This window comes from Qipengyuania sp. (assembly GCF_965277845.1).
Taxonomy (GTDB): Bacteria; Pseudomonadota; Alphaproteobacteria; order Sphingomonadales; family Sphingomonadaceae; genus Qipengyuania.
The window spans coordinates 822,355-837,425 of the sequence record NZ_OZ255844.1; the positions used below are offsets into that span (position 1 = coordinate 822,355).

General features: G+C 62.4%; 9 protein-coding genes. 5 read left to right on the forward strand and 4 right to left on the reverse strand.

Features of this window, described 5'->3' with window-relative positions:
• Positions 1-9: 9 nt before the first annotated feature.
• From ACQY4G_RS04040 to rpoB, 3 genes are all read right to left on the reverse strand, one after another.
• Complete coding sequence (locus ACQY4G_RS04040; protein WP_421993188.1) at positions 10-2,151, reverse strand: putative bifunctional diguanylate cyclase/phosphodiesterase; 2,142 nt, start codon at positions 2,149-2,151, stop codon at positions 10-12.
• Between the two features lie 413 nt (positions 2,152-2,564).
• Positions 2,565-6,893, reverse strand: a complete 4,329-nt coding sequence (gene rpoC / locus ACQY4G_RS04045; RefSeq protein WP_428483092.1) for a DNA-directed RNA polymerase subunit beta' — start codon at positions 6,891-6,893, stop codon at positions 2,565-2,567.
• Positions 6,894-6,950: 57 nt separating this feature from the next.
• Positions 6,951-11,159 (reverse strand): DNA-directed RNA polymerase subunit beta, encoded by a 4,209-nt coding sequence (gene rpoB, locus ACQY4G_RS04050; RefSeq protein WP_428483093.1) that lies wholly within the window; start codon positions 11,157-11,159, stop codon positions 6,951-6,953.
• Between the two features lie 341 nt (positions 11,160-11,500).
• Here rpoB and ACQY4G_RS04055 point away from each other — a divergent pair, with 341 nt between their 5' ends.
• The 5 genes from ACQY4G_RS04055 to rplL all read left to right on the forward strand — a co-directional run bounded on the left by ACQY4G_RS04055 (position 11,501) and on the right by rplL (position 14,143).
• A complete protein-coding gene (locus tag ACQY4G_RS04055; RefSeq protein ID WP_421993194.1) occupies positions 11,501-12,127 on the forward strand; it encodes a LuxR C-terminal-related transcriptional regulator in 627 nt (208 codons plus the stop codon).
• 218 nt (positions 12,128-12,345) lie between these two features.
• Positions 12,346-12,540, forward strand: a complete 195-nt coding sequence (locus ACQY4G_RS04060) for a hypothetical protein (RefSeq protein ID WP_291177085.1) — start codon at positions 12,346-12,348, stop codon at positions 12,538-12,540.
• 81 nt (positions 12,541-12,621) lie between these two features.
• Positions 12,622-12,855: a hypothetical protein gene (locus ACQY4G_RS04065; protein ID WP_067696060.1), complete on the forward strand. Its 234-nt coding sequence runs from the start codon at positions 12,622-12,624 to the stop codon at positions 12,853-12,855.
• A 308-nt stretch (positions 12,856-13,163) separates the two neighbouring features.
• Positions 13,164-13,679 (forward strand): 50S ribosomal protein L10, encoded by a 516-nt coding sequence (gene rplJ, locus ACQY4G_RS04070; protein ID WP_421993196.1) that lies wholly within the window; start codon positions 13,164-13,166, stop codon positions 13,677-13,679.
• 83 nt (positions 13,680-13,762) lie between these two features.
• The gene (rplL, locus tag ACQY4G_RS04075) at positions 13,763-14,143 is read left to right on the forward strand and encodes a 50S ribosomal protein L7/L12 (RefSeq protein ID WP_219954804.1); all 381 of its coding nucleotides are present in this window, start codon (positions 13,763-13,765) and stop codon (positions 14,141-14,143) included.
• Between the two features lie 124 nt (positions 14,144-14,267).
• Here the strand turns inward: rplL and ACQY4G_RS04080 are convergent, their stop codons facing one another.
• A complete protein-coding gene (locus ACQY4G_RS04080) occupies positions 14,268-14,933 on the reverse strand; it encodes a hypothetical protein (protein ID WP_421993198.1) in 666 nt (221 codons plus the stop codon).
• Positions 14,934-15,071 lie beyond the last annotated feature (138 nt).

Below are 15,071 nucleotides of genomic sequence, written 5' to 3' on the forward strand. Positions count from 1 at the left end.
CGAGAGGTCTCAGCCGGCGCGCTTGGTGCGGCGTTTCAAGGCGGATTCGCGCGTCTGGCGATATTCGAGGATGCCGCTCGCTTCGCTATTCATCGCCGCTTCGACCGCATCGGCGGAAGCGAAACTGTCTCCGGGCACAGGCTCGCAGATCAGATAGCCTTGCGCTTCATCGCAACCCAGCTTGCGCAGCAGGTCGAGTTGCGTTCGCGATTCCACCCCTTCGGCAGTCGTCTCCATGCCCAGCGCCTTCGCGAGCCGGGTGATGCTGGTCACGATCGCCCGATTATCGGCCGACGCTTCAATCCCTTCCACGAAGGCCCGGTCGATCTTGATTCGGTCGAAGGGGAAGCGGCGCAGATAGCTGAGCGAGGAGTAGCCGATCCCGAAATCGTCGAGCGCGATCTTCGATCCGAGTTCCCGCAGCTTCTCCAGATTCGCGGCGCAGATACCGCTTTCCTGCATGAGTACATGTTCGGTAATCTCGAATTCGACCCGCGCAGGATCCATGCCCTGCGCATGGATGGCCTGGGCGACCACATCGGCCAGATGCGGGCTGCGCACCTGGGTCGGCGACAGGTTGATCGCGATGCGAAAATCGCCATCCCACTGCGCGGTCTCGGCTAGCGCCTGGCGAATCGACCACTCGCCGATCGGCACGATCATGCCGGTTTCTTCCGCCACATAGAGAAAGTCGGTCGGCGTCACGATGCCGCGCTGCGGGTGATACCAGCGCAGCAAGGCCTCGTATCCCGCAACCCTGCCCGAATCGAGATCGATAACGGGCTGATAATGAAGGTTGAGTTGGCCGCGCGCGATCACTTCGCGCAGGTCGCTCTCGATTTCGCGGCGCTCGCGTGCTACCCGGTCGAGGGCTTCGTCGTAGATGGCCAGGGTGTCGCGCCCTTTGTCTTTCGCGGCAAACAAGGCGATATCCGCGCGGCGCATCAACTCTTCCGCCTCGCACTTGTCATCGGCGCAGCGGGCGATGCCGATGCTTCCCGAAATACGATAGACCTGGCCGTCGATTTCGAACGGTTCGCGGATCGCGGCGAGGAAACGATGGGCGCGTTCGATCAGCATGCCTGCGCCCGACCGCGTCTCGAGCAGGACCGCGAATTCGTCGCCGCCGAGCCGAGCGACCAGATCGTGTCCGCGCACTTCGCGTTCGAGACGCGTGCCGACTTCGCGCAAGAGGCGGTCGCCCACGAGATGGCCGCGCGTGTCGTTGACCCCCTTGAAGTCGTCGAGATCGATATAGAACAGCACGGCGCTGCGCGCACGGGAGCTATGCGACAGGGCGGCACGCAGCCGTTCGTTGAACAGGTAACGATTGGCGAGGCCGGTGAGGTTGTCATAATGCGCCATGAAGGCGACGCGTTCCTCGATCAGCCGGTCACCGGTCACATCGCGTGCGACGCCGCCCAACCATCCATTTCCGCGCGGTCGCGCCGAGAGTTTCCAGTAGCGCAGCTCGCCCTCGACGTTGAGCTTGAGAATGAGGTCGCGGAACTGGCTGTGCTCGGCCAAATGCACCTCCAGCTGGTCGCGATCGTCGCCGGGCGCGAACAGATCGATGAGGGATCGGCCCTCGAGGTCTTCCCTTGCGGCCCCGGCAGCCGCAGCAAAGCGGGCGGAGACTTCACGCAGATGGCCACGCGGGCCAACCGTCCACAGCCAGTCGGACGAATGTTCCTCATAATCGTTGAGCAGCATTCGCACCGTGCTCGACGCCTCACGGAGATTGAATTCCGCCTCCGCCGCCGCGACGATCTGTCTCTCCTGCTCGCGGGTGGCCCCCAGAAAGGCAACAACGAAAAACGCCAGCAGGATGAATGCGGCCCAACCGGTGCCGTCGGTCTGGATCCACGTCGCGGCGGCGATCGACACGGTCATAGCGGCGATATGGAAGACTGCCGCTTCGGGAGCTGTCCGGTGAATCAGCAGCACGCCGCCGAGTACGGAGAATGCGATGACCGCGAGGGCAACAGCATCGAAACCGGATGCTACCGATGCGAGATAAGGGAAAATGACCGCCCAGATCGACGCTCCGATCCATTGCAGCACTGTGAACCGGCGCCAGTAGCGTTTCAGCTCGTCGAGAGAAGCATTCTCTTGGTCGAAACGAAGGCCCAAGACGACGATAACCGCCATCAGAGCCGCTATCGCAACCGTCCACGCCAGAAGAACGGCGAGTCTTGCGTGATCAAGAAACATGTAATTCAGGGCGGCGATCGAACCAAGCGACGGCAGTAGGGACAACCGCATCCCGATGGAGACGTCCGCCAACCGGCGCGTAAGCAGGATGTAATCCAGCGAATGCCTCTCGGCAGACTCACCTCCCGCGTCGCGAACTTCGGTGTCGGGCTCTGCTGCGGCCACGAATTCCCCCGGTTGTGGCCTCACCACCGACGTGGCCACTTACCACACACCGTGCAGCCCATCTCACTTACCGTCAAGCAACATACGGCGTCTCAGTATTCATGCCGATATAGGCGTTTGAAGGCAAAAAGGCCCCGCCGGATCGCTCCGACGGGGCCTTTTACTGTTACATTGACCAGTAAGGCTTATTCGCCGTCCTTGGCATCTTCATTGAGGTAGTCACCCGCGTCGGCATCGGTGCCGTGGGTTTCGCCCTCAATGCTCGCCAGTGGATCGTCGCCGATCGCCGCTTCGGGGCCCTGGGCGAGTTCCGCCTCGTGCTCTTCCTCGGCGGTCTGGGCAGCGATGATCGCTTCCTGGGCCTTTTTCCACTGGGCGCGCAGCGCGGCATCGCGGCTCGAGGCAGTGATGCGCATGCGGTTCATGCCCGCGCCGGTGCCGGCGGGGATGAGGCGGCCGACGATCACGTTCTCCTTCAGACCGACCAGCGTGTCCTTCTTGCCCTCGACCGCCGCCTGGGTGAGCACGCGCGTGGTTTCCTGGAAGGATGCGGCCGAGATGAACGAACGCGTCTGCAGCGAAGCCTTGGTGATGCCCAGCAGGATCGGCGTGCCGACTGCCGGCTGCTTGTTCCGGCCCAGCTTGGCATTGGTCTCGTTCAGCTCTTCCAAATCGACCTGTTCGCCCGGCAGCAGCACCGTATCGCCACCGTCGGTGATCTCGACCTTCTGCAGCATCTGGCGAACGATCACCTCGATGTGCTTGTCGTTGATCTTAACGCCCTGCAGTCGGTAGACTTCCTGGATCTCGTTCACGAGATACTCGGCCAACGCCTCGACGCCCAATACTTCGAGGATGTCGTGCGGGTTGGGCGAACCGGAAATCAGGGTATCGCCCTTCTTCACGAAGTCGCCTTCCTGCACGTCGATCACCTTGGTCTTGGGGATCAGGTACTCGACTGCATCGCCTTCCTCGGGAACGATCGCGATCTTGCGCTTCGCCTTGTATTCGCGAACGAATTCGATCTTGCCCGAAATCTTGGCGATGACCGAATTGTCCTTCGGAAGACGCGCTTCGAACAGCTCTGCCACGCGCGGCAGACCGCCGGTGATGTCGCGCGTCTTGGCGGCTTCGCGGCTGGCACGGGCAAGGATGTCGCCCGCTTCGACCTCTTGGCCGTCCTCGACCGACAGCGCGGTACCGGGCGCCAGCATGTAGCGCGCGGCCTCGCTGTCGTCGCCCGCATCGTTGAACAGGGTCAGGCGCGGACGCAGATCCTCGTTCTTCTTGCGGCCGGTGGTCTTGGTTTCGGTAACCACACGCTGGGCGATACCGGTGGCATCGTCGACGCGTTCTTCCATGGTCGTGCCGTCGACGAGGTCCTGGTAACGGACCACGCCCGACTGCTCGGTGATGATCGGCAGGCTGAACGGATCCCATTCGGCCAGACGATCGCCTTCCTTCACCTTGGCGCCATCCTTGTGCATCAGCACGGTACCGTAGGGCACCTTGTGAATTTCGCGCTCGCGGCCTTCGGCGTCGATCACTGCCAGTTCGCCATTGCGGGCGAGCGACAGGATACGACCCTTCTTGTCGGTGATGGTCGGCATGTCGCGATAGACGACCTTGCCGTCCGACACGGCTTCGAGATGCGAGGTCTCGTTGAGCTGTGCGGCACCGCCGATGTGGAAGGTACGCATGGTCAGCTGGGTGCCGGGTTCACCGAGCGACTGTGCCGCGATGACGCCGACGGCCTCGCCGATGTTGACCGGCGTACCACGCGCGAGGTCGCGGCCATAGCAGGTGGCGCAAACGCCCTGCTGCGCTTCGCAGACCAGCGGGCTGCGGATCTTGGCGACCTGCACTTCCGCTTCCTCGATGATCTTGATCATCGGCTCGTCGAGCAGCGTACCGGCCTTCGCGATGACCTCGCCGGTCGCTGCATTGACGATGTCCTCGGCTACGGTGCGGCCCAGGATACGTTCGCCCAGCGATGCGATGACCGAGCCGCCCTGCACGATAGCGCGCATGTCGAGCGAATTCTCGGTCTTGCAGTCTTCGACCACGATGGTGCAGTCCTGCGACACGTCGACGAGGCGGCGGGTCAGGTAACCCGAGTTCGCCGTCTTCAACGCCGTATCCGCGAGACCCTTGCGGGCGCCGTGGGTCGAGTTGAAGTATTCGAGGACGTTGAGGCCTTCCTTGAAGTTCGAGATAATCGGGTTCTCGATGATCTCGCCCGACGGCTTGGCCATCAGGCCACGCATACCGGCGAGCTGCTTCATCTGCGCCGGGCTACCACGCGCGCCCGAATGGCTCATCATGTAGATCGAGTTGATCTCGGCCTGAAGGCCGTCCTTGTCGATCGGGCGGGCCTTGATCTTCTCCATCATGGCATCGGCCACCTGGTCGCCGCAGCGGCTCCAGGCGTCGATCACCTTGTTGTACTTTTCCTGCTGGGTGATCAGGCCGTCCTGATACTGCTGCTCGTAATCGGCGACCATGTTCTTGGTCGTCTCGACCAGCTCCACCTTCTCCTCGGGGATGATCATGTCGTCCTTGCCGAAGGAGATGCCGGCCTTGAACGCGTGACGGAAGCCGAGCGACATGATCGCGTCGGCGAACAGCACCGTGTCTTTCTGGCCGGTGTGGCGATAGACCTCGTCGATGACGTCGGCGATGTCCTTCTTGGTCAGCAGGCGATTGACGATGTCGAAGGGAACCTTGTGGTTCTTCGGCAGGCATTCGCCGATCAGCATGCGGCCGGCAGTCGTCTCGAAACGCTTCATTTCGATCTTGCCGTCCTCATCCGCCTGCGGGACCCGGGCGAGGATCTTGGTGTGCAGCGAGACCTGTTTGGTTTCGAGCGCCTGGTGGACCTCGGCCATGTCCGAGAACATCGGCAGCTTTTCGACCTTGTTGCCGTCGGCATCCTCGGCGAACTCGGGCTTCTTCTCCTGCCGTTCCATCGACAGGTAGTAGAGACCTAGCACCATGTCCTGCGAAGGCACGATGATCGGCTTGCCGTTGGCGGGCGAGAGGATGTTGTTGGTCGACATCATCAGGACACGCGCTTCGAGCTGCGCTTCCAGCGACAGCGGAACGTGCACAGCCATCTGGTCGCCGTCGAAGTCGGCGTTGAAGGCCGAGCAGACCAGCGGGTGAAGCTGGATCGCCTTACCCTCGATCAGCACGGGTTCGAACGCCTGGATGCCGAGACGGTGAAGCGTCGGCGCGCGGTTCAGCAGAACCGGGTGCTCGCGGATCACCTCGTCGAGGATGTCCCAAACTTCCTTGCGTTCCTTCTCGACCCACTTCTTTGCCTGCTTGAGGGTCATCGAAAGACCCTTGGCATCGAGGCGGGCGTAGATGAACGGCTTGAACAGCTCGAGCGCCATCTTCTTGGGCAGGCCGCACTGGTGCAGCTTGAGTTCCGGGCCGGTCACGATGACCGAACGACCCGAATAGTCGACGCGCTTACCAAGCAGGTTCTGACGGAAGCGGCCCTGCTTGCCCTTGAGCATATCGCTGAGCGACTTGAGCGGACGCTTGTTCGCACCGGTGATGACGCGACCGCGACGGCCGTTGTCGAACAGTGCGTCGACGGCTTCCTGCAGCATGCGCTTTTCGTTGCGGACGATGATGTCCGGCGCGCGCAGCTCCATCAGGCGCTTCAAACGGTTGTTACGGTTGATCACACGACGATAGAGGTCGTTGAGGTCCGACGTCGCGAATCGGCCACCGTCCAGCGGCACCAGCGGGCGCAGTTCGGGCGGAATGACCGGAACGACTTCGAGGATCATCCACTCGGGACGGTTGCCCGATTCGATGAAGCTCTCGACGACCTTCAAACGCTTGATGATCTTGGCGGGCTTGAGCTTCGACTTTGTGGTCGCGAGCTCTTCCAGCAGATCCTCTTTCTCCTGCTCGAGGTCGAGGTCCATCAGCATGATCTTGACCGCTTCGGCGCCGATGCCGGCACTGAAGGCGTCTTCGCCATACTCGTCCTGCGCTTCGAGCAGTTCGTCCTCGGTGAGGAGCTGGAACTTCTCCAGCGGCGTCAGACCGGGCTCGGTGACGATGTAGCTTTCGAAATACAGCACGCGCTCGAGCTGCTTGAGCTGCATGTCGAGCAGCAGGCCGATGCGGCTGGGCAGCGACTTGAGGAACCAGATGTGCGCGACCGGAGCGGCCAGTTCGATGTGGCCCATGCGCTCGCGGCGCACCTTGGTGACGGTCACTTCGACGCCGCACTTTTCGCAGACGACGCCCTTGTACTTCATGCGCTTGTACTTGCCGCAGAGGCACTCATAGTCCTTCACCGGACCGAAGATGCGCGCGCAGAATAGGCCGTCACGCTCGGGCTTGAACGTGCGATAGTTGATCGTTTCCGGCTTCTTGATTTCGCCGAAGGACCACGAGCGAATGCGCTCGGGGCTGGCGATGCCGATTTGGATCTCGTCGAAAGTCTCGGGCTTCGCGAGCTGGTTGGTGAATTTGGTCAGTTCGTTCATGACTTATTCCCTTAGCGGGTGAATTCCTTGTGGGCGGTGGTGGGGGCCGAAGCCCCCTTATTCCGCCGCGATCGCGAAGCCGTCGTCGTCCTCGTCGTCGTCGCTGAGCGACTTCAACTCGACGTTCAGGCCCAGGCTGCGCATTTCCTTGACGAGCACGTTGAAGCTCTCGGGAATGCCCGCCTCGAAGGTGTCGTCGCCCTTGACGATCGCTTCGTAGACCTTGGTACGGCCGATCACGTCGTCCGACTTCACGGTGAGGATTTCCTGCAGCGTGTAGGCGGCGCCGTAGGCTTGGAGCGCCCAGACCTCCATTTCCCCGAAGCGCTGGCCGCCGAACTGCGCCTTACCGCCCAGCGGCTGCTGGGTGACGAGGCTGTAGGGGCCGATCGAACGGGCGTGGATCTTGTCGTCGACGAGGTGATGCAGCTTGAGCATGTAGATGATGCCCACGGTGACCTTGCGGTCGAAGGCTTCACCCGTGCGCCCGTCGAACAGCACCGACTGGCCCGAGCTGTGGAGGCCTGCCTTTTCGAGCTCGACCGTGACATCGCCTTCGCGTGCACCATCGAACACCGGCGTACCCATCGGGACACCTGCGGTGAGGTTGCCGGCCAGTTCGACCACTTCGGCGGTCGAACGGCTCTCGATCGCTTCGTGATACTCGTCGCCGTAAACCGTCTTCAGACGCTCGACCACGGCCTCGGGTGGCTTGGCTTTGGCATAGTCTTCCGCCGCGTTCGGATTGGCACGCTTCCACTCTTCGAGCTGCTCGCCAATCTGATGGCCCAGATTGCGGGCCGCCATGCCGAGGTGCGTTTCGAAGATCTGCCCGACGTTCATGCGCGACGGCACGCCCAGCGGGTTCAAGACGATGTCGACCGGGGTCCCGTCTTCGAGGAACGGCATGTCCTCGACCGGCAGGATGCGGCTGATGACGCCCTTGTTCCCGTGGCGGCCGGCCATCTTGTCGCCCGGCTGCAGCTTGCGCTTCACCGCAACGAAGACCTTGACCATCTTGAGTACGCCCGGGGCGAGTTCGTCACCGCGTTCGAGCTTTTCCTTGCGGTCCTCGAACTTCTCTTCGATGAACTTGACCGCCTCGTCGTACTGCGACTTGACCGCTTCGAGCTGCGCCTGGCGACCGTCGTCGGCCACGGCGAATTTGAACCACTCGTGCTTGTCGACACCCTCGAGCACCTCTTCGGTGATCTCGGTGCCCTTCTTGACGCCCTTGGGCGCTGCCGAAGCCGTCTGGCCGACCAGCATGTCGCGCAGGCGGTTGTAGGTCGCGCGGTTGAGGATGGCGCGTTCGTCGTTCGAGTCCTTGCGGAGGCGTTCGATTTCCTCGTTCTGGATCGCACGCGTACGGTCGTCGATCTCGATACCGTGGCGGTTGAAGACGCGGACTTCGACGACCGTGCCAGCCACGCCCGGCGGCAGGCGGAGCGAGGTGTCGCGCACGTCGCTGGCCTTTTCGCCGAAGATGGCGCGCAGGAGCTTTTCTTCCGGCGTCATCGGGCTTTCGCCCTTCGGCGTGATCTTGCCGCACAGGATATCGCCCGGGTGCACCTCGGCGCCGATATAGACGATGCCCGCTTCGTCGAGGTTGCGCAGGGCCTCCTCGCCGACATTGGGGATGTCGCGGGTGATGTCCTCGGGCCCGAGCTTGGTGTCGCGCGCCATGACTTCGAATTCCTCGATGTGGATCGAGGTGAAGACGTCGTCCTTCACGATGCGCTCGGAGATGAGGATACTATCCTCGTAGTTGTAGCCGTTCCAGGGCATGAAGGCGACCAGGCTGTTGCGGCCCAATGCCAGTTCGCCGAGGTCGGTCGAAGGACCGTCGGCGATGATGTCGCCCGGCTCGACCGTCTCGCCCACCTTCACCAGCGGACGCTGGTTGATGCAGGTGTTCTGGTTCGAACGCTGGAACTTCTGCAGCGTGTAGATGTCGACGCCCGACTGACCGGGTTCGACATCGCCGATCGCACGGATCACGATACGCGTCGCGTCGACCTGGTCGACGATGCCGCCGCGGGTCGCCGCGATGGCTGCGCCCGAATCGCGGGCGACGGTTTCCTCCATACCGGTGCCGACCCAGGGCGCTTCCGCCTTGACCAGCGGCACGGCCTGGCGCTGCATGTTCGAACCCATCAGCGCGCGGTTGGCGTCATCGTTTTCCAGGAACGGAATCAGCGATGCGGCGACCGAGACGAGCTGCTTGGGGCTGACGTCCATCAGCGTGATGGTGTCGCGCGGCGCCATCAGGTTGTCGCCGTCGTGACGAGCCGAAACCAGCTCTTCGACGAACGAGCCGTCTTCGGTGAGATCGGCCGAAGCCTGCGCCACCGTGTGCTTCTGCTCCTCCATCGCCGACAGGTAGACGACTTCGCTCGTAACCTTGTTGTCGACGACCTTGCGATACGGCGTTTCGATGAAACCGTACTTGTTGACGCGCGCGAAGGTCGAAAGCGAGTTGATGAGGCCGATATTCGGGCCTTCGGGCGTCTCGATCGGGCAGATGCGGCCGTAGTGCGTCGGGTGGACGTCGCGCACTTGGAAGCCGGCGCGCTCGCGCGTCAGGCCGCCCGGGCCAAGCGCCGAAACGCGGCGCTTGTGGGTGACTTCCGACAGCGGGTTGGTCTGGTCCATGAACTGCGACAGCTGCGAGGAGCCGAAGAACTCGCGCACTGCGGCCACCGCGGGCTTCGCGTTGATGAGGTCGTTGGGCATGACGGTCGAGACGTCGACCGAGCTCATGCGCTCCTTGACCGCGCGCTCCATGCGCAGCAGCCCGACGCGGTACTGGTTTTCCAGCAGTTCGCCGACCGAACGCACGCGGCGGTTGCCGAGATTGTCGATGTCGTCGACGTCGCCCTTGCCGTCCTTGAGGTCGACCAGTTCCTTGACCACGGCGAGGATGTCTTCCTTGCGCAGCGTGGTGACGGTGTCCTCGGCGTCGAGTTCGAGACGCATGTTGAGCTTGACGCGGCCGACGGCCGACAGGTCATACCGCTCGCCATCGAAGAAAAGGCCTTCGAACAGGGCTTCGGCGGTTTCCTTGGTCGGCGGTTCGCCCGGGCGCATGACCTTGTAGATCGCCTCGAGGCCCTCGTCGCGGTTCTCGGCCTTGTCGACCTTGAGCGTGTTGCGGATCCACGGACCGGTGGTGACGTGGTCGATGTCGAGCAGCTCCATCGCGTCGATGCCGGCGGCATCGAGCACTTCGAGGTTCTCGGCCGAGACCTCGTCGCCCGCTTCGATGTAGATGCGGCCGGTCTTCTCGTCGATCATGTCGCGCGAAGCATAGCGACCGAAGATTTCCTCGGTCGGCAGCAGCAGCGTCTCGAGACCGTCCTTGGCCGCCTTGTTGGCTGCGCGCGGGCTGATCTTCTGGCCGGCAGGGAAGACTTCCTCGCCCGTCTTGGCATCGACCAGAGCGAAGGCCGGCTTCTGGCCGCGCCAGTTCTCGGCGACGAAGGGAATGGTCCAGCCTTCGCCCTTCTTGCCGGTCGAACGCTTCCAGGTGACGGTGTCGTAGAAATGGTCGAGGATGTCTTCGCTGTCGAGGCCGAGCGCGAACAGCAGCGCGGTGACCGGCAGCTTGCGCTTGCGGTCGATACGCACGTTGACGATATCCTTGGCGTCGAACTCGAAGTCGAGCCAGCTACCGCGATAGGGGATGATACGGGCAGCGAAGAGGAGCTTGCCCGAGCTGTGTGTCTTGCCGCGATCGTGGTCGAACAGCACACCCGGCGAACGGTGCATCTGCGAGACGATCACGCGCTCGGTGCCGTTGATGACGAAGGTGCCGTTCGAGGTCATGAGCGGCATGTCGCCCATGTAGACGTCCTGCTCCTTGATATCGAGGACCGAGCGGGTCTCGGTTTCCTGATCGACCTCGAAGACGATCAGGCGCAGCGTCACCTTCATCGGAGCGGCGTAGGTGATGCCGCGCTGACGGCATTCGACGATGTCGTATTTCGGCGCTTCGAGCTCGTAATGGACGAAGTCGAGTTCGGCGGTGCCGGCGAAGTCGCGGATCGGGAATACCGAACGCAGCGTCTTTTCGAGGCCGGAGACGTAGTCGATCTCCTTGTTCGAGCGCAGGAACTGTTCGTAGCTCTCGCGCTGGACCTCGATCAGGTTCGGCATGTCGACGACTTCGTGGATGTCGCCGAAGATCTTGCGGATACGACGCTTCGCCGTGCCCTGCGCGTTCGTGCCCCGGGTCTTCTTCGGAGCCTTCGCCTTGGTAGCCATAAGGGGTAGTTACCTCTTCTCGTGTGCGCCGGAGATCGTCCACGTCTTTGGGCGGACAACCCCTCGGAATTCGTGTCTCATGCGCGTGAGATCATAGCCGGGACGCGAAAAGGCCGCAGCGTGACGCACACCGGTCCCGGCGTGCCTGCTGCAGCTTCTCAAGCGTCGCGAATATGGAAACGCCGCTTCCATCCTGTGCCCGATCCCCGCGCATGAATCGGACTCGCTCGAAGCGTGCGGTCGCAGGCCATGTAGGAATTGCGGCGCCGCGAGTCAAACGTCGAATGCGCGGCACGCGCCCGGGTAGGGAAATTCCGGCCACGATGGTCTAGACGTGGGGCATGACGAGTAACCGAAAACGCGGTCGACCTGCTCATCCCGATATCCTCACGCCGGGCGAGTGGCGTGTGGCGGAAGGCGTGAGACACGGACTGACTAATCCGCAGATCGCGCGGCGCCAGAAGATCAGCACCGATGCTGTCAAGTTCCACGTTTCCAACATCCTCGGCAAACTCGGCATGGCGAGCCGCAAGGAATTGAAGCGATGGCGCGGGATCGACAGCGCAAGCGCAATGGAGGGACGAAAAACGATGGGGAGTACTCTGATAGGAACGATCGGGCAGATTGCCCGCACGGTGAGCGACATTTCCGCAGCTCGCAGTTGGTACCGCGACGTACTCGGCCTCGAACCGCTGTTCGACGCGGGCAACATGGCCTTTTTTGCCTGCAATGGCGTCCGGCTGATGCTGGTCGGGGGTGAAGCGAGCCCTGAATCGACCCTCTATTTCCGCGTCGACGATTTGCATGGTGTGTTCGCGCGGCTGGAAGCGGCTGGCGCAAGGACTGTTTCGGCACCACACCGGATCCATACGCATGAAGACGGCAGCGAGGAATGGATGGGCTTTGTCGAGGACAGTGACGGTCGCCCTCTCGGCCTGATGACGACCGTTGGGGCGAGGGAAGGCTAGAGACCTAATTCAACCAGACGGTGGCAGCACAACATCCGCTCAATCATTTATGCCCGGTTTCGTTGGGCCCGGCATGGTTGATGTAATATCCTTCCTGCTTGCTGTATTTGCCATCGGAGGAGAAGGCGGTTCCGCTGCGATCTGAAACCAAAGCCGGTGCCTGTGCCCCCGCAGCCGGGCGACTTGCCAGCTTACGGAAAACATGAGGGAGCGCAGCAGTGCCCCGTTCTCTTGCCGACTTCCCAGCGGTCAGTGCGAACAGGCTCGCTTGCGCCACCGCTTTCCTGCAGTTGGGCGTGATCCCGTTGGTCGCTGAATTCGTCCAGCACGTTGTCGAAATGCGGATCGGCATGCACTCTGGATTCGAAAGCGCGGAAGCGGAAGCGACGATCGCCGGGCACCGAATGGCGTGAAGTTCGGAACCCGGCCCGTCTCCGCCGCGTTGTCGGCGGGTACCGGTAATCTCCGAAGCCGGTTCCAACAGGGGAGTTTTTATGAAGAAGATCATGCTTGTCGCCGTACCCGCACTGTTTGCCCTTTCCGCCTGCGACGGCCCGGCAGAAGAGGCTGGCGAGGAAATCGACGATATCGCCGAGGCCGAGGCGGAGGTGATGGACGAACGCGCCGAAGCGCTCGATGCCGTGGCCGATGCGACCGAAGATACCGGCGAATCCGCCGAGCTCGAACAGGAGGCCGAAGCGCTCGAGGAACAGGCCGACGGCATCTGATGGGCTGCCGCGAGTGTCGGAACGCTTGACTCCGACGCCAAAATCCTTAGAGGCCCGCCACCGGACGGCGGGTCTCTTTGATTCTGCCCGTTCATCCGTCCGAGACAGTTGGTGAAGGCAATCGGGTCTTCTTAATTTCCAGCCTAGACGGGGAACAGAGATTTTCCGGCGATGCGCAAGCCTCGCCGTTTCGCGCCGGATGGCGCACTCCTTCCCCATCAACGGACTCGCCCGTTCCGGTTCGCCGGAATGGACAAACGTAGCCGGTCGCCTGCCGCAAGCGGGTGGCCATAGTGAAGGAGTATGGCATGGATCGTTCGCAGAAAGCCGATGCGGTCGCCCAGCTCAGCGATGTCTTCAGCCAGGCCGGCGTGGTGGTCGTCACCCGCAACCTGGGCCTGACGGTCGAACAGTCGACCGAACTGCGCTCGAAGATGCGTGAAGCAGGGGCAACCTACAAGGTTGCGAAGAACCGTCTTGCCAAGCTCGCCCTGAAGGACACCGACTATGCAGGTATCGACGAATACCTGACCGGTCCGACCGCTCTCGGATATTCCGAGGATCCGGTTGCCGCGGCCAAGGCCGTGGTGGACTTCGCCAAGACCACCGACAAGATCGAAATCGTCGGCGGTTCGATGGGCGCGCAGAAGCTCGACGAAGCAGGGGTCAAGGCGCTCGCCTCGATGCCCAGCCTCGACGAACTTCGTGGCACGATCGTGGGCCTCCTCAACGCGCCGGCGACCAAGGTCGTCCGCACGGTCAAGGAACCCACCTCGATGCTCGCACGCGTTTTCGGTGCCTATGGCGCCAAGGAAGCCGCGTAAGAGCTGGTTCTCGCGCAGAACACATATTCATCGGGGCTTTTGTCCACCCGGACGCCCCGGCCTTATATTTGGAGTGAAACATCATGGCCGATATCGCCAAGCTTGTTGAAGAACTGTCGAAGCTGACCGTCATGGAAGCCGCTGAGCTTGCCAAGGCGCTCGAAGAAGAGTGGGGCGTTAGCGCCGCCGCTGCCGTTGCCGTTGCCGGTCCCGCTGCTGGTGGCGCCGACGGTGGCGCCGCTGCCGAAGAAAAGGACGAATTCGATGTCGTCCTGACCGGCGACGGTGGCAAGAAGATCCAGGTTATCAAGGAAGTCCGCGCCATCACCGGCCTGGGCCTCTCGGAAGCCAAGGCTCTCGTCGAAGGCGCGCCCAAGCCGCTCAAGGAAGGCGTCAACAAGGCGGAAGCCGAAGAAATCAAGGGCAAGATCGAAGCAGCCGGCGGTACCGTCGAGCTCAAGTAAGCCCTGTCCCCGCGCAGGCGGGGATCTGCTTACGCTTCGATCTCGTTTGCGAGATCACGCGAAGGGCGGTGCCAGGTGGCGCCGCCCTTTTTCGTCGGTCCTTATCGCCCGCGGCCAGTCGTGGTCAGCCGAGCCGGGTTTGCTCGACGGTATAGAAGAGTCCCTTCCCATCCTCGCGACGGCGCAGGACGATGTGGTTTTCGGGAACATGCGGCCCGATGGCATCGGCGAGCGAGCCGGATTGCAGTCGCGTGAAATCCTCATCCGAGAGCGTCTGGAATTTGAGCCCCTCGTCCGCCGCAAAGACCAGCGCTGCGGGCGCCTGGCCGGATAGACGCGCCATGAAAGTCGCTGCGGGCTCACTCGTCATGTATCCGTGCAGTTCGAGGATCTGGGTCAGCGAATGCGCAAAGGCGACATGATTGTTGCCCTTGCCATTATGCCATTTGCACAGCGGCATAAGATAACAGATGTTCGACGACGGTACGGTGCCGTCCATATTGGGCGTCATATGCCCGCCCACCTGAAATGCCGGATGGGAATGGTCGGACGTCTGCGGATCGACATAGCAATGGTCATTGGTGCCCACGCCGATGCCGAGCTGCTGAAGCAGATACGTCCAGCTCGGATAGCCGGGGATCTTGGGGTCGTGGGTGCTGCCGATCACATTGTATAGCGCAGCCGTATAGGTCACCACATTCGCGCTCGTCGACATCAGCCGCTTGTCCCCGAAACGGCTGACGAATTCCCGCAATACGCCGATCGGCTCTTCCGGACCCGGATTTTCCATGGTTACCCTCCATCATGTTGGAGACGATGGATGCCTGCGAGTGCGCTGATGGCCAAATGGGCTTGCATCCATATCCGACCGGATCCCGTGCAATCGGCTCGAGCGACCGGACTGCGGTCTTCCGGCTCGGTGGCCGGC